Below are 20,837 nucleotides of genomic sequence, written 5' to 3' on the forward strand. Positions count from 1 at the left end.
GGTGTAACTTGAAGTCTTTTTATTTTTTCGTTTTGTAGAGTGCCGTTAACGTCAGTGAGTCGGCGTAACGGCAAGATAATAGGGGTTTATTTTGGATATGCGCAGACAGTTGGTCCGCATTACTGGGTTAGTGTTGTTAGTCATGTTTTGGGTGCCGTTAAGCTGGGCAGCTCAAGGATGGCAACCACTGGCGGAGAAGATCCACAAAAGCGATCACGATCCGCGCCATTACCAGGCAATCACATTGGCGAACGGGATGACGGTGCTGCTGGTTTCCGACGCACAGGCACCGAAATCACTGGCTGCGCTGGCGTTGCCGGTCGGGTCGCTGGAAAACCCAGCCAGTCAGCTCGGATTGGCCCATTACCTGGAACATATGGTCTTGATGGGATCCAAGCGCTATCCAGAAGCAGAAAATCTCGCTGAATTCCTGAAAAAACATGGCGGTAGCCATAACGCGAGTACCGCGTCTTACCGTACCGCTTTTTATCTGGAAGTGGAAAATAACGCGCTGGAAGCGGCGGTGGATCGTATGGCTGATGCCATTGCAGAACCGCTGCTGGATCCAGGCAATGCCGATCGTGAACGCAATGCGGTGAATGCCGAATTGACTATGGCCCGTTCTCGTGACGGTATGCGCATGGCTCAGGTAAGGGCCGAAACGCTGAACCCTGAACACCCCAGTGCCCGTTTTGCCGGTGGTAATCTTGAGACCCTGAAGGATAAACCGGGTAGCAAATTGCACGATGAACTGACCGGGTTTTACCAGCGTTATTATTCTGCCAATCTGATGATGGGGGTTTTATACAGCAACCAGTCACTGACGAACATGGCGGAACTGGCGGCCAAAACCTTTGGCCGTATACCCAACCGTGAGGTGAAAGTGCCGCCAATCACAGTTCCTAGTGTGACCGCTGAGCAGCAGGGCATCATCATTCATTACGTGCCAGCGCAACCGAGCAAACAACTGAAAGTTGAGTTCCGCATCGACAATAACAGCGCGGAGTTTCGCAGTAAAACCGATACCTATATCAGCTACCTGATCGGTAACCGCAGCAAGAATACGCTTTCCGACTGGCTGCAAAAGCAAGGGTTGGCTGATGCCATCAATGCCGGTGCCGATCCTATGGTGGATCGCAACGGAGGTATTTTCTCGATCAACGTTTCACTGACCGACAAAGGCCTGATGGAACGTGACAAGGTGGTTGCGGCCATCTTCAGTTATTTGAACATGTTGCGCAGTGAAGGGATCAAGCAAAGTTATTTTGATGAGATTGCCAACGTCCTGAATCTGGACTTCCGCTATCCGTCGATTACCCGCAATATGGATTATATCGAATGGCTGGTAGATACCATGCTGCGTGTGCCGATCGAGCACACGCTGGATGCCCCTTATCTGGCAGACCGCTTCGATCCGCAAGCCATTACAGAACGTTTGAACCAGATGACACCGCAGAATGCGCGCATCTGGTTTATCAGCCCGGATGAGCCGCATAACAAAACGGCTTACTTCGTTGAAGCCCCTTATCAGGTCGACAAAATTACGCCGGAGCGATTCGAGAAGTGGCAGCAGTTGGGCAAAGGGATTGTGCTTTCTATGCCGGGGCTGAACCCTTATATCCCTGATGATTTTACCCTGAATACGCCGTCGCACGAGTTTACCAAACCAGAAATGGTGGTGAACCAGCCGGGCCTGCGTGTGTTGTATATGCCGAGCCGTTATTTTGCCGATGAGCCGAAGGCCGATGTCACCGTGGCTTTACGCAACCCTAAGACTATGGATTCTGCACGCAATCAGGTGCTGTTTTCCCTGATGGATTATCTGGCCGGTCTTTCGCTCGATCAGTTGAGCTATCAGGCTTCCGTCGGCGGGCTGAGCTTCTCCACCTCGCCAAACAATGGCCTGATGTTTAATGCCAGCGGTTTTACCCAGCGCTTACCACAGTTGCTGACTTCGCTGATTGAAGGGTATTCCAGCTTCACGCCAACCGACGAACAACTCGCGCAGGCTAAATCCTGGTATCTGGAACAGTTAGATTCGGCAGAGAAGGGCAAAGCGTTTGAATTGGCAATCCAACCGGTGCAGATGCTTTCTCGGGTACCTTATACCGAGCGCAGTGAGCGCCGCGAAGTGCTGAAAACGCTGACGCTGAAAGATGTTCTGGCTTACCGTGACAGCTTGATGACCGAAGCCACGCCAGAACTGCTGGTGGTAGGCAACATGAGTAAGCAGCAGGTAGATACGCTGGCTTTCACGCTAAAACAGCACTTAGGTTGCACAGGAGTGACCTGGTGGCATGGTGAAAAAGTGGTGGTGGCCAAGAGTCAGTTCGCAAACCTACAGCGCCCAGGCAGCAGTACCGACTCGGCATTGGCGGCGGTGTATGTGCCGACGGGTTACGATGAGGTGACCGGCATGGCCTACAGCTCTTTGCTGGGGCAGATTATTCAGCCCTGGTTCTACAGCCAGTTGCGTACCCAAGAGCAGCTCGGTTATGCCGTATTCGCCTTTGCCACGTCGGTCGGCCGCCAGTGGGGCGTCGGTTTTCTGTTGCAAAGCAACAGTAAGCAACCAGCTTATCTTTATCAGCGCTATCAGGATTTCTATCCTAAGACTGAGAAACGTTTGCGTGAGATGAGTGAGGCCGACTTCGCCCAGTATAAGCAGGCGATGATCAATGAACTGAAGCAGCGCCCACAAACCTTGGGTGAGGAGGCTGGCCGCTTCAGCAATGATTTTGATCGCGGTAACTTCGCTTTCGATACCCGCCAGAAACTGATTACCCAGATTACGGCGATAACACCAGCCAAGCTGGCGGATTATTTCCAGCAGGCAGTCATTCAGCCACAGGGGCTGGCCGTGTTGTCACAGGTGAGTGGCAGCAACCAGGAGAAAGCCGATTTTGCCGCACCGGGTGAAGGCTGGGTGACTTATCCCAATACTTCTGCGTTGCAGCAAACATTGCCACGCCAGGTGGCGACGCCATGACCCCCGTTGTTCCTCAGAGGCTTGATGCACTGACGTTACCGCTGTTTGGTGAGCGGTTGATTGAAGCTTCGGCGGGAACCGGCAAAACCTTTACTATTGGCGCGCTCTATCTGCGTTTGCTGCTTGGCTTAGGCCAGGCAGCCGCCTTTCATCGTCCTCTGACGGTAGAGGAAATTCTGGTAGTCACCTTTACCGAGGCGGCTACCGAGGAGTTACGCGGCCGTATTCGCAGCAATATCCACGCATTGCGGATTGCCTGCGTGCGCGGGCGAAGTGAAGATCCACTGTTTTCTTCACTGATGGCAGAAATTGGCGATCTGCCTGATGCGGCGGCGCAACTGCTGGCGGCAGAACGGCAGATGGACGAAGCGGCGATCTACACCATCCACGGTTTTTGTCAGCGAATGCTCACTCACAATGCGTTCGAATCCGGCATCCTGTTTGAACAAACGCTGATACAGGATGAGTTGCCGCTGCGGCGTCAGGCCTGCGCAGACTTCTGGCGGCGTCATTGCTACCCCTTGCCGTTGAACGTGGCAAGGGCGGTAAGCCAGGAGTGGAGCGGCCCGGAGGCGCTGTTGAGCGATCTTGCCGGTTATTTGCAGGGTGAGGCGCCAGCATTGCGCCAGCCACCGAAAGATGATGAAACGGTACTGATGCGCCATGAGCAGATTGTTGCGCGTATTGATGCCATTAAAACGCAATGGCGGGCCAATGCCGGGGAACTGGAGGCATTAATCAGCCAGTCAGGCGTCGATAAGCGCAGCTACAGCAGCAAACATTTGCCTAATTGGTTGAATAAGGTCGGCGAATGGGCTGGGCAGGAAACGCAGGATTATCAACTACCGAAAGAGTTGGATAAATTCCGCCAGTCGATATTGCTGGAGAAAACCAAAAAAGGAGAAGCACCGCGCCATGGGCTATTTGTGGCGATTGATGAGCTGTTTGCTGAACCCTTAACGCTGCGCGATCTGATTATGGCCCGCGCCTTGAGCGAAATACGTACCTCCATTGCGCAAGAGAAGCGCCAGCGTGCCGAACTGGGGTTTGATGATCTGCTCAGCAAGCTGGATGCGGCCTTGCAAAGTGCCGGTAGCGAACAGCTGGCTCAGGCGATCCGCCAGCGTTATCCGGTGGCGATGATCGATGAGTTTCAGGATACCGACCCTCAGCAATACCGTATCTTCCAAAAACTTTATATTGGCCAGCCAGACTGTGGTTTGCTGCTGATTGGCGACCCAAAACAGGCGATTTACGCTTTCCGCGGTGCGGATATCTTCACCTATATGCGTGCTCGTTCAGAGGTGAGCGCCCACTATACGCTCGAGACTAACTGGCGTTCATCACCGGCGATGGTGGGCAGCGTGAATCGGCTGTTTGCCCAGGTGGAAAACCCGTTTCTGTTCAGTCAGATCCCGTTCATTGATGTTGCTGCGGCGCAGAAGAATCAGGGGTTGGTGTTTGAATGGCAAAACAAGCCGCAACCGGCAATGCAGTTTTGGTTGCAGCAGGGGGATGGCGTTGGAGTAAGTGATTACCAACAATTGATGGCCCGCTGGTGTGCGGCGCAAATCAGGGATTGGCTCAGCGCTGGGCAGGCAGGTGAAGCCTGGCTGGTGAATGGTGATAAACGCCGTAGCGTGCAGGCATCGGATATTACCATTCTAGTGCGCAGCCGTGCCGAGGCGGCGCTGGTGCGTGACGCACTCAGTGCGTTGGCGATCCCCTCGGTCTACCTTTCCAATCGCGACAGCGTATTTGATACGCCGGAAGCTAAAGACCTGCTGTGGTTATTGCAGGCGGTGCTGGCACCGGAACAGGAGCGTACTTTACGTAGCGCAATGGCGACCGGGTTGCTCGGGCTGGATGCGGCTGCGCTGGATAGCCTGAATCAGAATGAACAGGCCTGGGATGCATTGGTTGACGAGTTTGATACCTATCGTACCCACTGGCAGCGGCGTGGCGTCTTACCGATGCTGCGTGAGGTGATGGCCCAGCGGCATCTGGCTGAAAACTTGCTGGCCAGCCCCGGCGGTGAGCGCCGTTTGACGGATGTGATGCATTTGGGGGAACTGTTGCAGGAGGCTACGGCACAGTTGGACAGCGAACATGCGTTGGTGCGTTGGCTGGCACAGCAGATCGCTCAACCGAATCGCCAGTCGGATAATCAGCAACTGCGCTTGGAAAGCGATCGCCATCTGGTACAGGTGATTACCATCCACAAATCCAAAGGGTTGGAGTTCGATCTGGTGTGGTTGCCGTTTATTGGTAATTTCCGCCAACAGCAGCAGGTGCTGTATCACGACCGCAAGACTTTCCAAGCGCTGCTGGATCTTAATGCCAATGAAGAAAGTATCGCCTGGGCCGAAGAAGAACGGCTGGCGGAAGATTTACGCCTGCTGTACGTGGCGCTAACCCGCTCGGTATACCACTGTAGTATCGGTATCGCGCCGCTGTTTCTGGGCACGCGTAAAAAACAGGGGGAGACCGATTTGCACCGCAGTGCGCTGGGGTATCTGGTGCAGGCGGGGCAGGCCGGTGATGCTGCCTATCTGAAAGAGAGCCTGCAAAAGCTGGCCACTGGCGGTATTAAACTCGCACTGGTGGATGCGCCCGATGAACACCCTTGGCAGCCTCAAACCACCGCCGTGGCCGAATTGGCGGCAAAACACTTTTCGCGTCGGATGCAGGATTTCTGGCGCGTGACTAGTTATACCGGCCTACAGCAGCACGGTACGGCAGGAATGCAGGAGTTGTTACCGCGATTGGACGTCGATGCCGCCGGGGAGTACGTGGCAGATAAAGCACCAGAACTGACTCCGCATACCTTCCCACGTGGTGCCGCGCCGGGGACCTTCCTGCATAGCCTGTTTGAAACCCTGGATTTCACGCAGCCGCTTGATGAAAAAACATTGTTGGAACAGTTGCAGAAGCAGGGTTTTGAAGAACATTGGCTGCCAGTATTGAAGGAGTGGATGCAGGTGTTGCTGAATACGCCGCTCAATGACAGCGGTGTGGCTCTCTCTGCCCTGAAGCCGCAATTCAAGCAGGCGGAAATGCAGTTCTATTTGCCGATCAACGGGGTGTTGCAGGCTCGCGAACTGGATCAACTGGTGAAGCGTTACGATCCGCTTTCTGTGCATTGCCCTGAGCTGAATTTCCAGCAGGTGCAAGGCATGTTGAAAGGCTTTATCGACCTGGTGTTTTGCTGGCAAGGTAAATACTACCTGCTGGATTACAAATCCAACTGGCTGGGTGAAGACAGTAGCGCTTACACCCAGCAGGCTATGGAGCGGGCAATGGCGGAGCATCGCTACGATCTGCAATATCAGCTTTATACCCTAGCGTTGCACCGTTATCTGGGGCATCGCCTGGCGGATTATGATTACAACCATCATTTTGGCGGAGTGATTTATCTGTTTTTACGCGGCGTTGATGCTGAACATCCGGGCAACGGGATTTTTGCCTGTCGGCCAGAGGAAGCGTTGGTGCAAGGGATGGATCGTCTGTTCAGCGGAGCAGCCATCAGCGCGGAGGATGGGCAATGATTGAGATCCTGAATCAGGCGTTGGTGTTGGGCGCATTACGGCCTCTGGATGTGCATTTCGCCCAGATTGTCGCTGGAGATGACGAACCGGAACTCCTGCTGGCAGCCGCCTGCCTGAGTGCAGAAGCGGGAGCCGGCCACGTCTGCCTGCTGTTGGATCAGCTGTTACCAGAAAACCTGTTCAATGGCCGCCAGCCAGAGCTGGCACTGGCCGCATGGCAGGCGGCGGGGCAGCCGGATTTAGCCCGTTGGCAACAATGCCTGGCGGCTTCGGCTGCCGTGAGCGATGGCAACTCAGCCACGCCGCTGGTGTTACAGCAGCATCGGTTGTATTTGCAGCGTATGTGGCAGAGTGAAGGCGAAGTCGCGGCCTTTATTAGCAGCGACAGGGTTTCGCAACCGGTTGAAGAGGCACAGCTTCGCGCGATCCTCGATCAACTGTTTGGTGAGGCGGCAGATGAGCCAGACTGGCAGAAGATCGCTGCCGCCGTGGCTGCCACTCGCCGCATCGCCGTGATCTCCGGCGGCCCAGGCACCGGTAAAACCACCACCGTGGCCAAATTGCTGGCCGCACTGGTGCAGCTTGGTGGTGATGAGCGCTTACGTATCCAGCTTGCGGCTCCCACCGGCAAAGCGGCAGCGCGGCTGACGGAATCACTGGGCACTGCCAGCCGTCTGCTCCCCCTCACACCGGAGCAGCGCGCGTTGTTCCCGGCGGAAGCCGCCACCTTGCATCGTTTGCTGGGCGCGCAGCCCAACAGCCAGCGGATGCGTTACCACCGAGGCAATCCGCTGCATCTTGATGTGTTGGTGGTGGATGAGGCGTCAATGGTGGATTTACCGATGATGGCGCGGTTGATTGCCGCTTTGCCGCCTAAGGCGCGGGTGATATTTCTCGGCGATCGCGATCAGTTGGCTTCGGTAGAGGCGGGGGCGGTGTTAGGGGATATCTGCCGTTTTGCCGAGCAAGGCTACAGTGAGGCTCGTGCAGCCCAACTGGCACGCTTGACGGGATATCCGTTGCAGGGGCAGCCCGCGGGGGCGGCAGTGCGTGACAGCCTGTGTCTGCTGCGTAAGAGCTATCGATTCGATGCCAAATCCGGCATTGGTCAGTTGGCCTTGGCGGTGAATGCAGGAGATGGCAAACAGGCGATGGCGGCGCTGAATGGCCGCTATGGTGACGTAGCGGGTTATCCGCTGGCAGAAACCGAGGATTATCAGCAACTGCTGGATGCGTGCGTTGAGGGGTATCGTGATTATCTCAGGCAGGTGGCCGAAGGTGCTGATGCCACCACGATACTGGAAGTCTTTGCTCGTTTTCAGGTGCTGTGTGCTTTGCGCGAAGGGCCGTTTGGCGTTGCCGGGTTGAATGAACGCATTGAAAGCGGGTTACAGCGTGCGGGTCTGATCCGCCGTAATCCTGGCCCAGCGGGGCGTTGGTATTTGGGGCGGCCGGTGATGATTGGCCGTAACGACAGCGCACTGGGGTTATTCAACGGCGATATTGGCATCGCCTTGCCCGGTGAGGAGGGCGATCTTCGGGTGCATTTCCAGTTACCGGACGGCAGCATTAAGTCGGTGCAGCCGAGCCGTTTACCGGCGCATGAAACCGCTTATGCGATGACGGTGCATAAATCGCAGGGATCGGAGTTTGACCATACGGTATTGGTGTTGCCGAATCATTTTCTGCCGGTGTTGACCCGTGAGCTGGTATATACCGCCATCACCCGTGCACGTAAGCAGCTTTCGCTTTACGCCACGGATAAGGTTTTGCTGAGCGCCATCCGCACGCCAACTCAACGCCGCAGTGGGTTGGCAGAACGGTTGCAGGCAGGGGAATAGGCGCTGTGATACAGCGCCCGTAAACGCTTACAGATCGGCCAGCAGGATTTTTGAACGGCGCTGATAGTTGTACAGCGCCTGTTTCTGCATTGGCAGAACGTCCACTTCCGCCGGTGTAAAGCCACGTTCCTGGAACCAGTGAATGCTGCGGGTGGTCAACACAAACAGCTTCTGCAAGCCCATTTGCCGTGCCTGGCTTTCTACCCTTTGCAGCAGCATTTCGCCACGCGACGAACTGCGGTAATCCGGGTGGACTGCCACACAGGCCATTTCACCAATTTTCTCTTCCAAGAATGGATAGAGTGCCGCACAGGCGATCGTCAGGTTATCGCGCTCGATAATCGTGAACTTGTCGATCTCCATTTCCAGCTGTTCCCGCGAACGGCGCACCAGAATGCCTTGCTGCTCCAGCGGGCGAATCAGCTCGAGTATGCCACCGATGTCGTTGATCGTCGCACGACGTACCTGTTCTGCGCTCTCCATGACGATCTGAGTACCGATACCGTCGCGTGAGAACAGTTCCTGCACCAGCGCCCCGTCTTCCTGATAGCTGATCAGGTGGCTGCGGCGTACGCCGCTGCGGCAGGCTTTGACCGCACCGCGCAGGAAACGCACGGTGCCAGAGTAGTAATCGCCGGTTGCTTCCAGTTGCTCAATGCGTTTTTGCGCATCGTTGGGGAACAGTTCGGGTGCGATCTGCCCCTCTGCGTTAGCCACCCCTTGCGATGAGCAGAAACCAATCATTTTTTCTGCCTTCAGTTTGATGGCTAACTGCGTGGCTACCTCTTCAGAAGTCAGATTGAAGCTCTCACCGGTAACGGAAACCGCCACCGGGCCAATCAGCACAATTGCATTGCTGTCGAGCTGGCGATGGATGGCTTCTTCATCGATGCGGCGGATACGGCCGCTGTGACAATAGTCAACGCCATCATCCACACCGAGCGGTTGGGCAATGATAAAGTTGCCGCTTACCACGTTGATGTGCGCCCCTTGCAGCGGTGTGTTGTTCAGGCTCATGGAGAGCCGTGCAGTGATATCCAGTTGCAGCAGGCCAGCAGCCTGTTTGACCAGCTCCAGCGCATGGGCATCGGTAACGCGGGTATGCTTGTGATAAATCGGTTCGTAATTGTGCTGCGCCAGATTACTGTCAATCTGCGGCCGTGCACCATACACCACCACCAGACGGATCCCCAAGCTGTGCAAGAGCCCGATATCATTGACGATACTGGAGAAATTTTCATGCTCAATGGCTTCCCCACCCAGCATGATGACAAACGTCTTGCCACGGTGAGCATTAATATAGGGAACTGAGTGACGGAATCCTTGGACCAGCTCTGTGCTACGTTCCTTCACGGCAAAACCTCTTTTGCATATTTATACGGTATTTTTGTATTTTTATTCTTTTATTGCCCCGATGGCAAGCAGGAATTTGCGTGGCGATCTTGGTTAACTCAGTTATTTCATTAACAAATTGAAAAAACATAAAAAGATTTCCTAATGACAGCCACGAATGGATTGGTTAAAGTTTTTGCCATTCTCACTTTTGGGTGTTTTCTTAAATCTTTATCGCCGCTGGAGCCGCATGACTAACGCTAACCACAATCCAGGCCGCCGTCGTTTGTTACAGGGGGTTGCCGCAACCTGGTTGCTGAGTGTGAGCCGCGTAGGTTTTGCCGCCGCTGCGAATGTGATTGCCGTTCGCGTCTGGCCTTCCTCGACCTACACCCGCGTGACGTTGGAATCCAGCGTGCCGCTGAAATACCAACAGTTTGCGCTTGCCAATCCTGACCGCATCGTGATCGACATCGAAGGTGTTCACCTCAATAGCGTGCTCAAAGGGCTGGCCGGGCAGGTGCGCAAGGAAGACCCTTACCTGAAGCAGGCGCGCGTCGGCCAGTTCGATAAAAACACCATCAGGTTGGTGTTGGAGCTTAAGCAGAGCGTTAGCCCGAATATGTTTACCTTGGCGCCGGTGGCTGAATACCGCAATCGACTGGTGGTGGATCTCTATCCCACCAAGGGCGGCACCGGCGAAGAGTATGATCCGCTGCTGGCATTGCTGGAAGATTACAACAAAGGGGATCTGGAGCGATCGTTACCGGCGGAAGCGCCGCAGGCTGGTAAAGCAGGGCGCGATCGGCCGATGGTGATCATGCTGGATCCAGGGCACGGCGGTGAAGACCCTGGTGCAATCGGCAAAAATAAGACGCGTGAAAAAGATGTGGTGTTGCAGATTGCGCGCCGTCTTAGTGCGCTGATCAAGCGTGAGCCAAACATGAAAGTGTTTATGACGCGCAACGATGACGTGTTTATCCCGCTGAAGGTGCGCGTGGCAAAAGCCCGCAAGCAGCGCGCCGATCTGTTTGTCTCCATCCATGCCGATGCGTTTAGCAACCGCACAGCGCGCGGCTCTTCGGTTTTTGCCCTGTCGACCAAGGGCGCGACCAGCAATACCGCCAAATTTCTGGCGCAGACCCAGAACGCTTCCGATGAGATTGGTGGTGTAAGCAAGAGCGGTGACCGCTATCTGGATCATACGCTGTTTGATTTGCTGCAAACCGCCACCATCAATGACAGCCTGAAGTTCGGCAAGGAAGTGCTCAGCCGAATGGGGAAAATTAATCCTTTGCACAAAAAAAGTGTCGATCAGGCCGGTTTTGCCGTGCTAAAGGCGCCGGATATCCCATCAATCCTGGTTGAAACGGCGTTTATCAGTAATATTGAGGAAGAACGCAAACTGCGTACCAGCCATTTTCAGCAGCAGATCGCGGAATCTATTCTGGCGGGGATTAAGGCTTACTTCGCCAACGGCGGGGCGCAGGCTCGTCACTAACCAGTAGGGCAGGATGCCCGGTTAATGGCCAGTTTCACAAACTCCAGATACAAAAAAACACCAGTTAAGGTGCTTGTTCGTGGTTATCAAGATTGGTTGCGGAGGCCGGATTTGAACCGACGACCTTCGGGTTATGAGCCCGACGAGCTACCAGGCTGCTCCACCCCGCGTCCGTCTTGATACTGATATTATCGAACCCACTTTCATGTGATACCGCTGGTACAGTATCGGCTGGTTGCGGGGGCCGGATTTGAACCGACGACCTTCGGGTTATGAGCCCGACGAGCTACCAGGCTGCTCCACCCCGCGTCCGTATAATACCTGTTTTGCCATCGGATTCAACCTTTTATCTGATACTGCTGTTGCAGTATCGGTTGGTTGCGGAGGCCGGATTTGAACCGACGACCTTCGGGTTATGAGCCCGACGAGCTACCAGGCTGCTCCACCCCGCGTCCGATGGAAGCGCACTATACTCTCCATGCGTTTTGTTGCAACCCTTTTTGCAAATATTCCCCTCAAAGCCATCTGTATGCTGAATTAGTCCTCAGATTGGCTTCTTTTTCATCATAATCACTTGACCGGGAATTTTTGGCGGCAAAGATTCCTTTATTTATAGCCGTTTGTTATCGTTCGCCGATAGAACATATCAGCCTGAGAGAGCATGTAATGAAAGGACGTTGGGGCAAATACCTGCTGGGTGGATTAGTGATTGCCGTACTGGCAGGGTGTTCATCAAAACCGACCGACCACGGGCAGCAGTATAAAGACGGCCGTCTGGATCAGGCGCTGGAGTTGGTGAATCAGCCCAACACCAGAGGCGTTCCCGTTAACGCCCAAGACTACTCCGAGCAATTGATGCAGATTAAGAATGCTTCTCCAGCCCTTTTTGGCCGCAACAACACCACTTATCAAGCGGTGCAAAACTGGATGGCTTCCGGCGCGGATACTCGCCAACTGAGTCAGTTCGGCCTGAGCGCCTATCAGATGGAAGGCGTGGATAACTACGGTAACGTCCAGTTTACCGGTTATTACACCCCGGTTTTGCAGGCGCGTTATACTCAACAGGGCGAGTTCCGCTATCCGTTATACCGCATGCCAACCAAAGGTAAACGCCGCTTGCCGGATCGCGCGGCCATTTATTCCGGCGCACTCGATAGCCGTTACATCATCGCTTATACCAATTCGCTGATGGATAACTTTATGATGGAAGTCCAGGGCAGCGGTTATGTCGATTTCGGCAACGGCCAGCCGTTGGTGTTCTTTGGCTATAGCGGCAAGAATGGCCATGCCTATCGCAGTATCGGCAAGGTGTTGATCGATCGTGGTGAAGTGACCAAGGCCGATATGTCGATGCAGGCGATCCGCCAGTGGGCGGAGAACCACAGCGAAGCAGAAGTGCGCGAACTGCTGGAGCAGAATCCTTCCTTTGTGTTTTTCCATCCGCAACATTTTGCCCCGGTGAAGGGCGCCAGTGCCGTACCGCTGGTGGCCAAAGCCTCGGTGGCATCCGATCGTTCATTGATCCCGGCGGGTACCACGTTGCTGGCAGAAGTTCCTCTGCTGGACAACCAGGGCAAGTTCACGGGAAAATACGAAATGCGTCTGATGGTCGCCTTAGATGTGGGTGGCGCGATTAAAGGCCAGCACTTCGACATGTATCAGGGTATTGGCCCAGAAGCCGGTCATTCGGCGGGTTACTATAACCACTATGGCCGCGTGTGGGTGTTGAAAGGGGCCGATGGCGATATGCCGCAGTTTGGTGCTTACCAGCCGCAGTCTACCTCGGGCGGTTCCCAACTGGTCACCCGCTGAAGGGCAAAAGACATAGAATTTGACCCGCAGGGGCCGGATCTTCCGGCCCTTATCATTTGCAAGTTTAAGGTAATAAAAGCGAGATGAGTACACCCTATTCAGAGGCCTATTTACAGCGTTTTGGCGGCACCGCGCGTTTGTACGGCCAGCCTGCGCTGGCGCTGTTTGCCCAGGCGCACGTGTGTGTGATTGGCATTGGCGGAGTAGGGTCGTGGGCGGCGGAGGCGCTGGCAAGAACCGGTATCGGTGCTATTACGTTGATCGACATGGATGATGTGTGCGTCACGAATACCAATCGTCAGATCCATGCGTTACGCCAGCATGTTGGCCAGTCCAAAACTGAGGTAATGGCGGAGCGTATTCTGGCGATTAACCCAGAATGCCGAGTGACTTGCGTAGATGACTTCATTACGCCAGACAATGTCGCTGAGCTGCTGAACCATAATTTCAGCTATGTGATTGATGCGATTGACAGCGTGCGGCCGAAAGCGGCGCTGCTGGCCTATTGCCGCCGCTTCAAAGTCCCGGTGGTGACTACCGGTGGGGCCGGTGGGCAGATCGATCCAACGCGGATTGAAGTCGCCGATCTGTCAAAGACCATTCAGGATCCGCTGGCGGCGAAACTGCGTGAAAGGCTGAAGAATGACTTCAACGTGGTGAAAAACAGCAAAGGCAAGCTGGGAATTGATTGTGTGTTCTCCACCGAACCGCTGGTTTATCCGCAGCCGGATGGCACCGTCTGCGCTTCCCGCAGCACGGCAGAAGGGCCGAAGAAAATGGATTGCAGTGCAGGTTTTGGCGCGGCAACCATGGTTACCGCCACCTTTGGCTTTGTTGCCGTTTCTCATGCGCTGAAAAAGATGATGGCCAAGGCAGCGCGTCAGGCGTAGCGCGCTGCAATACCTTTGACTGCGGTAGCCAGCGCTTGCAGGCCGCTGGCGCGCGTAGCGCTGAGTTGGCTACGCAGCGCCAGACTATCGAACAAAGCCAGGGGATCTGCGGCCAGGATCTGTTGTGGTGTTTTGCCCTCTACGGCGGTCAGCAGGATCGCCAACAAACCGCGCACGATGCGGCCTTCGCTGTCGCCATAGAAGTGCAATGAGCCATCTTCCAGCCGCTGATGCCCAAGCCAGACACGGTTTTCACAACCGCTCAGCTCCATTTCCGCTTGCCGGAGTTCTTCTGGCAACGGTGGTAACTGTTTTGCCAGCATGATCAACTGACGATAGCGGTCTTCCCACTGTTTCAGCGCGTTAAATTTAGCTGTCAGCGTTTCGGCGGTAATTTCACTGCCAAAAGGATGAGGGGCAAGCAGGTTCATCTTATTCCGCCAGCAATTCGATGGCGCTTTCCAGCGCGTTGACTAAAGCATCCACATCTTCTGGCCGGTTGTAAGGGGCGAACGAGGCGCGCAGCGTACCGCTGACCCCAAGGGCGGCGATTAGCGGTTGAGCGCAATGCTGGCCGGCACGCAGCGCGATGCCCTGTTCAGCCAGTAAGGTAATGATATCGCTATGATGAATACCGGCAATATCAAACGCCAACAGGCTGGAGCCGGAACAGCGGAAACTGCGGAACCCCGGCAACCGGGCCAAGCGCTGCTCGGCACTGCGTGCCAAATCGCGGCTGTATTGTTCGGCTGCCGCCATATCCTGAGTGTTTAGCCAATCGAGGGCCGCAGCCAGCCCAAGTACGCCAGCGATATTGGGGGTACCCGCTTCAAAACAGTGTGGTGGTTTTTGTGCGGTAAAACCGCTGAAGGAAGCTGCGGTCAGCATTTTGCCGCCGCCTTGCCATGGGCCCATTGCTGCCAGTAGCGCAGTTTTACCATACAGTGCACCAATGCCGGTCGGGCCATAGATTTTATGCCCCGAGAACGCGTAAAAATCGATATCCAGTTGCTGAACATCTGCCGGGCAATGCACCACGCCCTGCGCCCCGTCGATCATCACCACGGCACCGGCGGCGTGCGCCTGTTCGATCGCGAAAGCCAAGTCCGGGCAACCTCCGGTGACGTTGGACATCTGCCCCAGCGCCAAAATCCGGGTTTTCTCACTGAGCAGGGTGGGGAGCAACGCCAGATCCGGCAGCCGATCGCTACCCAGCGGCAGTTTCACCACCTGAGCTCCGGTTTGCTCCGCCACCATCAGCCAGGGGATCAGGTTGGCATGGTGTTCGGCTTCGCTCACCAGGATCTGATCGCCTGGTTGCAGGCGCGGGCGGGCATAACTTTGTGCGACCAGGTTGATCGCTTCGGTGGTCCCACGCGTCCAGACGATGTCATCTGCCTGCGGAGCATTAATCAGCGTTGCCACCTGCTGACGCGCACGCTCGAAACGGGCAGTCAGATCCTGCGCTGCCCGGTGCTGGCTGCGATGGACGGTGGCAGCATCTGCGCTGTAGAACTGCTGCGTGGCGTCGATCACTACCTGCGGTTTCAGTGCAGTTGCGGCGCTGTCGAGATAGATTCCAGGCTGTTTGAGGGCCGGAAACTGGCGGCGGAAATCGGTGGGATCGAAAGGTGTCATAAGCGGGTTATCACTGGCTTTGTCAGGCCATGATCCTGTCCTATTTTTTCGGCTGAGACAAGTTTCCTGAATAATTCGAGGTGAAAAGAATGCTGAATTACCGGCAAAAAAAAGCACCGCAAATCTTGCGGTGCTGCATAAAATCACTATGGACAGACAGGGTAAATATACAGAAATTGAAAAAACAGTAGCTTAGCTACCACGTCCGGACTCGCGGACAATTTGCAAACACAACATCACAACCACAGAGCCAAAAGTTCATCGGCGTCTTCGACACCCAATTCCTTTTCGTTCCGGCTCAGGAAGTGTCGCCACTATAGGTATTTACTGGCGCAGGCTCAACGGACAATTTATAATGGCTCGGATTAAAAAAACTAATGGAAATAACTCACTCCGGCGGGGCCACTGCGTTATAGATAACGCTGCCTGATTTTTTATGCCGAATAATTCGGAAAGTTGTTACACAAAAGTAGCTAATTCATGTCTAAACGCTTACCACCTCTTAATGCGCTGCGGGTTTTTGATGCGGCAGCCCGTCATCTGAGCTTTACCAAAGCGGCAGAGGAACTGTTTGTGACTCAAGCGGCAGTGAGTCACCAGATTAAATCGCTGGAAGATTTTCTTGGGTTGAAGCTGTTCCGGCGGCGTAACCGTTCACTGCTGCTAACCGAGGAAGGGCAAAGTTATTACCTGGATATAAAAGAGATTTTCACGTCGATTAATGAAGCAACGCGCAAGCTTCAGGCACGTAGCGCCAAGGGGGCTTTGACGGTAAGCCTGCCACCCAGCTTTGCCATTCAGTGGCTGGTGCCGCGCCTTTCTGGCTTTAATTCAGCTTATCCGGGGATCGATGTCCGTATACAAGCCATTGACCGTGAAGAAGATAAACTGGCAGACGACGTTGACGTGGCAATCTTCTATGGCCGTGGCAACTGGCTGGGGGTGCGTGCCGAGCGTCTGTATGCGGAATATCTGCTGCCGGTCTGCTCGCCAACGCTGCTGACGGGCGAACATGCGCTAAAAGCGCCAGCCGATCTGGCTTATCACACGCTTCTGCATGATACTTCACGCCGCGACTGGCTGGCCTATACCCGGCAGCTGGGATTACAGCACATTAATGTGCAGCAGGGGCCCATCTTCAGCCACAGTGCCATGGTGGTTCAGGCGGCGGTGCATGGCCAAGGCATTGCGCTGGTCAATAACGTGATGGCGCAAACCGAAATCGAAGCCGGGCGCTTGGTATGCCCGTTCAACGATGTGCTGGTAAGTAAAAATGCTTTTTATCTGGTATGCCATGACAGCCAGGCAGAACTGGGTAAAATAGCCGCCTTTCGCCAATGGATCCTGGCGCGTGCAGCCAGTGAGCAGGAAAAGTTCCGCTTTCGCTATGAACAGTAAGGCCGGTTAATCTCTATAAGGTGAATAACGATGAGTAGTCGTTCTATGCTGATTTTTGCCGCTATCAGTGGTTTTTTATATGTCGCTTTAGGAGCATTTGGTGCGCACGTATTGAGTAATACGCTGGGGGCCAACGAAATGGCCTGGATACGTACCGGGCTTGAGTACCAAGGCTTTCACACCTTGGCTATTCTGGCCTTGGCTATCGCGATGCAGCGCCGGGTCAGCCTGTGGTTTTACTGGAGTGGGGCGCTGTTGGCGTTAGGTATTCTGTTTTTCAGCGGCAGTCTGTATTGCCTGGCGCTGTCTCACCTGAAGTTCTGGGTTTATCTCACACCGGTGGGGGGCATGTGCTTTCTGATCGGTTGGGCATTGATGTTGATTGGCGCTTTGCGTCTGAGGAAAAAGGCCGAGCGCCATGAATAAAATCGCGTTGTACTGCCGCCCTGGTTTTGAAAAAGAGTGTGCGGCGGAAATTACCGACAAAGCCGCCCAGTTGGAAATATTCGGCTTTGCGCGGGTCAAAGAGAACAGCGGTTATGTGCTGTTTGAATGCTATCAGCCGGACGATGCCGATCGTCTGGCCAAAGAAATTCCGTTCCGTGAGCTGATCTTTGTTCGTCAGATGATCGTGGTGGGGGAGTTGCTGCGTGATTTACCGCCGGAAGATCGGGTATCGCCGATTGTCGGGATGCTGATGGGCGTGGTTGATCGCGGTGGTGAACTGCGGGTGGAAGTGCCGGATACCAACGAAAGCAAAGAACTGATGAAGTTCTGCCGCAAACTGACGGTGCCGCTGCGTATTGCCATGCGCGAACAAAAGGTGCTGATGGCGCGTGAAAACCCAACGCGTCCGGTAGTGCATGTGTTCTTTATCGCCCCCGGTTGCTGCTACGTGGGTTACTCCTACAGTAACAACAACTCCCCGTTCTATATGGGGATCCCGCGCCTGAAGTTCCCATCGGATGCGCCAAGCCGTTCCACGCTGAAGCTGGAAGAGGCGTTCCACGTGTTTATTCCTGCCGACGAGTGGGAGGAGCGCCTGGGCAGCGGTATGCATGCGGTCGATCTGGGGGCTTGCCCCGGAGGCTGGACCTATCAACTGGTAAAACGCAGCATGATGGTACATGCGGTGGATAACGGCACGATGGCCCAGAGCCTGATGGATACCGGGCAGGTGACTCATCACCGCGCTGACGGTTTTAAATTCGAACCGACCAGCAGCAAAATCTATTGGCTGGTGTGCGATATGGTGGAACAACCGGCGCGCGTGACGGGCCTGATGATTCACTGGCTGATCAACGGTTGGTGCCGCGAGGCAATCTTCAACCTGAAATTGCCGATGAAGAAGCGCTATGAAGAGGTTTCCCAGAATCTGCAAAGTATTCGGGAAGCTTTGGCCGCGGCGGATATCAGCGCAGAAATTCATGCCAAACAGCTGTACCACGATCGTGAAGAAGTCACCGTGCATGTGCGCCGCATGTGGTCGGCCATTCCTGGCCGTCGCGACGAGCGTTGATCGCCACACTCTCCTTTGGCGTTCCGTTGCGCCAAGGGAGATTACCGCGCCGGTAACCGCAGTTGCTGTAGGTTACCGGTCAAGGTCAGATCGGTGCGCAATGTGGCTACCTGTTTACTGATATAGGCCATCTCACGGTGTTGCTGTAGCTTGCCACGCCATTTCTCTGGCACCTGTTGCAGGTCGGCGAACAGGGCGTCCAGGTTACCTGCCTGCTGTAACAGCAAGACCGCCGTTTTAGGCCCGATACCTGCGACACCGGGGATCTTGCTGCTGCTGATCCCCGCCAATCCCCAATAGTCCGGCAACTGCTGCGGCAGTACGCCGAACTCGTTTTGCACAAACGGCAAGTCCAGCCAGCGTTTCTGAAAGTAATCACGGATTTGTATGTTCGGTGCCAGTAACTGGCAATAGCCTTTGTCGGTAGAAACGATCGTGACCTGATAGCCGCCGTTAGCCACCTTGGTGGCCAGCGTGGCGGCCAGATCGTCCGCTTCATTACCTGCCGAATGCCAACTGGCCACACCTAAGGCGGCAAAAGCCTGGCGCAGTTGCGGCATTTCCTGTTGCAGGTTTTCCGGCATTGGTGAGCGCCCGGCTTTGTAATCAGGCAGCGCTTGGTGACGCCAGCTTTCGCTGCGATCGTCTTCGTCGAACACGGCGACCGCATGAGTTGGCTGGCTGTGCTGGATCAACTGTTGCAACGCGTTCTGGCAGGCATTCAGGCATGGAGAGCCCTGAACAGCGTGAATGCGGCGGATTAAGTTAAGTGCGTCAACGATCAGTAAGTGTATTGGCATGGGCGGCAACATCAGAAAAAAGAGGGGCGGCTTCACGCCGCCCGGGATTGATGATCAGGCCACAATCTCATAACAGGGCACGTAAGCGGTCCCCGGCAGTTTCATGCGGTGCTGGGCGACAAAACCCTGTAACAGACTATCCATCTGTTTCATCATCTGCGTATCACCGTGCAGTTTGTAGGGGCCAAACTGCTCAATGGCATGAATGCCATTCTCTTTCACGTTACCTGCCACGATGCCGGAGAACGCCCGACGCAGCGCGGCAGCCAGCTGTTCTGCGGGTTGATTCGGATACAAGTTGAGGTTGGCCATGTTTTCATGGGTTGGCTCAAATGGCAGTTGCAGATCCGGCGCAATACGAATCGACCAGTTGAAGCTGTAAGCATCCCCGCTATTACGGCGGTTCTCTTTCACCAATGGCATGGCTTTTTTCATCTGACGGGCAACTTCTGCCGGATCGTCGATGATGATGGTGTAATGACGGCGTGCTGCATCACCCAGCGTATTCATAATGAATGCATCAAGCACTTGGAAATAGTCGGCGCTCTCTTTCGGCCCGGTGAGGATCAGCGGCAGCACTTGTTCGCTGTTTTCCGGGTTCATCAGAATACCCAGCAAATACAGCAGTTCTTCTGCGGTGCCAACCCCGCCAGGGAAGATGATGATACCGTGGGCGATACGTACAAAGGCTTCCAGGCGTTTCTCGATGTCTGGCATGATCACCAGTTCATTCACCAGTGGATTCGGCGGCTCTGCGGCGATGATGGAAGGCTCGGTCATACCGATAAAACGGCTGTTACGGTAGCGCTGCTGTGCATGGCCCACGGCGGCCCCTTTCATCGGGGCTTCCATGGCTCCCGGCCCACAGCCGGTGCAGATGTTCAGCTCACGCAGGCCCAGTTGGCTACCCACTTTGCGCGCATACAGGTACTCATTTTCGTTAATCGAATGGCCGCCCCAGCACACCACCAGGTTTGGATCTTCATCAAGGTGCAGCGTGCGGGCATTACGCAGAATAGAGAACACCAGGTTGGTGATATGGATGGAATCTTCCTGGAGATGCCGGGCGCTGACGAGTTGACCATGTACAAACAGAATATCGCGCAAAACGGCAAACAGGTTAGCCTGTAGTGAACGGATGATGCGGCCATCAACGAAAGCGTCTTCTGGCGGGTTGACCAGCTCCAGCTTCACCCCACGTTCGCGGCGCAGCACGTTGATATCAAAAGTTTCATAGCGGGACAGCAACTGTTTGCTGCTGTCAGTCTGGCTGCCGGAGTTCAACACTGCCAAAGAACAATTGCGGAATAAACGGTACAGATCGCTGCTGGCAGTACGCTTTAGCATATCGACTTCTAGCTGCGACAACAGATCCATAGAGCCAAGCGGGCTGATATGTGTAATCAAGGTCACTCCTTTACGCCCACGCTGGGGCGGTAATAATCCATACCGCAGCAGAACAGCTTTTGTGCATTCATCTTTTGCACACTGCGGTAAGGATTTTGAATTTCCTGCCAGAATATCGGGCTAAATGGCAGACACTCTTGATTTAACCTTACCGCCGTCCCC

Annotated in this window: 14 protein-coding genes and 3 tRNA genes; 9 read left to right on the forward strand and 8 right to left on the reverse strand. The window is 54.9% G+C overall.

The window, feature by feature from the left end; genetic code table 11:
* Positions 1 to 97 precede the first annotated feature (97 nt).
* Genes ptrA through recD form a run of 3 tightly spaced genes read left to right on the forward strand, consistent with a single transcriptional unit; the run spans position 98 to position 8,378 of the window.
* Positions 98 to 2,989: a pitrilysin gene (ptrA, locus tag AC2A1E_RS12410; RefSeq protein WP_484384000.1), complete on the forward strand. Its 2,892-nt coding sequence runs from the start codon at positions 98 to 100 to the stop codon at positions 2,987 to 2,989.
* Entirely contained in the window at positions 2,986 to 6,537 is a 3,552-nt protein-coding gene (gene recB, locus AC2A1E_RS12415) for an exodeoxyribonuclease V subunit beta (RefSeq protein WP_484384001.1), read from the forward strand. Before ptrA ends, recB begins: the two co-directional genes overlap by 4 nt.
* Positions 6,534 to 8,378: an exodeoxyribonuclease V subunit alpha gene (recD, locus tag AC2A1E_RS12420; protein WP_484384002.1), complete on the forward strand. Its 1,845-nt coding sequence runs from the start codon at positions 6,534 to 6,536 to the stop codon at positions 8,376 to 8,378. The genes recB and recD overlap by 4 nt, the downstream gene beginning before the upstream one ends.
* Before the next feature lie 27 nt (positions 8,379 to 8,405).
* Here recD and argA read toward each other — a convergent pair whose 3' ends face one another.
* Positions 8,406 to 9,731 (reverse strand): amino-acid N-acetyltransferase, encoded by a 1,326-nt coding sequence (gene argA / locus AC2A1E_RS12425; RefSeq protein WP_459401522.1) that lies wholly within the window; start codon positions 9,729 to 9,731, stop codon positions 8,406 to 8,408.
* A 229-nt stretch (positions 9,732 to 9,960) separates the two neighbouring features.
* Between argA and amiC the strand changes: the two genes are divergently transcribed.
* The gene (gene amiC / locus AC2A1E_RS12430) at positions 9,961 to 11,211 is read left to right on the forward strand and encodes an N-acetylmuramoyl-L-alanine amidase AmiC (RefSeq protein WP_484384003.1); all 1,251 of its coding nucleotides are present in this window, start codon (positions 9,961 to 9,963) and stop codon (positions 11,209 to 11,211) included.
* A gap of 93 nt (positions 11,212 to 11,304) precedes the next feature.
* Here the strand turns inward: amiC and AC2A1E_RS12435 are convergent.
* The 3 genes from AC2A1E_RS12435 to AC2A1E_RS12445 form a co-directional block, all read right to left on the reverse strand.
* Positions 11,305 to 11,381: transfer RNA gene (locus AC2A1E_RS12435), tRNA-Met, on the reverse strand.
* A 62-nt stretch (positions 11,382 to 11,443) separates the two neighbouring features.
* Positions 11,444 to 11,520, reverse strand: a tRNA-Met gene (locus AC2A1E_RS12440).
* Between the two features lie 66 nt (positions 11,521 to 11,586).
* A tRNA-Met gene (locus tag AC2A1E_RS12445) sits at positions 11,587 to 11,663 on the reverse strand.
* Between the two features lie 214 nt (positions 11,664 to 11,877).
* On the opposite strand from AC2A1E_RS12445, the gene mltA reads away from it, so the two are divergent.
* Positions 11,878 to 13,023, forward strand: a complete 1,146-nt coding sequence (gene mltA, locus AC2A1E_RS12450; protein WP_484384004.1) for a murein transglycosylase A — start codon at positions 11,878 to 11,880, stop codon at positions 13,021 to 13,023.
* An 83-nt stretch (positions 13,024 to 13,106) separates the two neighbouring features.
* Positions 13,107 to 13,913, forward strand: a complete 807-nt coding sequence (gene tcdA / locus AC2A1E_RS12455; RefSeq protein WP_484384005.1) for a tRNA cyclic N6-threonylcarbamoyladenosine(37) synthase TcdA — start codon at positions 13,107 to 13,109, stop codon at positions 13,911 to 13,913.
* On the opposite strand, the gene csdE is transcribed toward tcdA, so the two are convergent.
* Together csdE and csdA are read right to left on the reverse strand one after the other, a co-directional pair.
* Positions 13,904 to 14,338, reverse strand: a complete 435-nt coding sequence (csdE, locus tag AC2A1E_RS12460; protein ID WP_484384036.1) for a cysteine desulfurase sulfur acceptor subunit CsdE — start codon at positions 14,336 to 14,338, stop codon at positions 13,904 to 13,906. The genes tcdA and csdE overlap by 10 nt on opposite strands.
* Positions 14,339 to 14,345: 7 nt before the next feature.
* Positions 14,346 to 15,551, reverse strand: coding sequence for a cysteine desulfurase CsdA (csdA, locus tag AC2A1E_RS12465; RefSeq protein ID WP_484384006.1), 1,206 nt, complete (start codon positions 15,549 to 15,551; stop codon positions 14,346 to 14,348).
* A gap of 480 nt (positions 15,552 to 16,031) precedes the next feature.
* On the opposite strand from csdA, the gene AC2A1E_RS12470 reads away from it, so the two are divergent.
* Genes AC2A1E_RS12470 through rlmM form a run of 3 tightly spaced genes read left to right on the forward strand, consistent with a single transcriptional unit; the run spans position 16,032 to position 18,468 of the window.
* Entirely contained in the window at positions 16,032 to 16,949 is a 918-nt protein-coding gene (locus AC2A1E_RS12470; protein WP_484384007.1) for a transcriptional regulator GcvA, read from the forward strand.
* A gap of 30 nt (positions 16,950 to 16,979) precedes the next feature.
* Entirely contained in the window at positions 16,980 to 17,375 is a 396-nt protein-coding gene (locus tag AC2A1E_RS12475) for a DUF423 domain-containing protein (protein WP_473188348.1), read from the forward strand.
* The gene (gene rlmM, locus AC2A1E_RS12480; RefSeq protein ID WP_459401529.1) at positions 17,368 to 18,468 is read left to right on the forward strand and encodes a 23S rRNA (cytidine(2498)-2'-O)-methyltransferase RlmM; all 1,101 of its coding nucleotides are present in this window, start codon (positions 17,368 to 17,370) and stop codon (positions 18,466 to 18,468) included. Before AC2A1E_RS12475 ends, rlmM begins: the two co-directional genes overlap by 8 nt.
* A gap of 41 nt (positions 18,469 to 18,509) precedes the next feature.
* Here the strand turns inward: rlmM and xni are convergent, their stop codons facing one another.
* Positions 18,510 to 19,268 (reverse strand): flap endonuclease Xni, encoded by a 759-nt coding sequence (gene xni / locus AC2A1E_RS12485; RefSeq protein WP_484384008.1) that lies wholly within the window; start codon positions 19,266 to 19,268, stop codon positions 18,510 to 18,512.
* Between the two features lie 54 nt (positions 19,269 to 19,322).
* Positions 19,323 to 20,675 carry a nucleotide 5'-monophosphate nucleosidase PpnN gene (gene ppnN / locus AC2A1E_RS12490; RefSeq protein WP_459401531.1) on the reverse strand — a complete coding sequence of 451 codons (1,353 nt, stop codon included), beginning with the start codon at positions 20,673 to 20,675 and terminating at the stop codon, positions 19,323 to 19,325.
* Positions 20,676 to 20,837: the final 162 nt, after the last annotated feature.

It is taken from the genome of Serratia sp. HNCC26DJ206 (assembly GCF_057180605.1).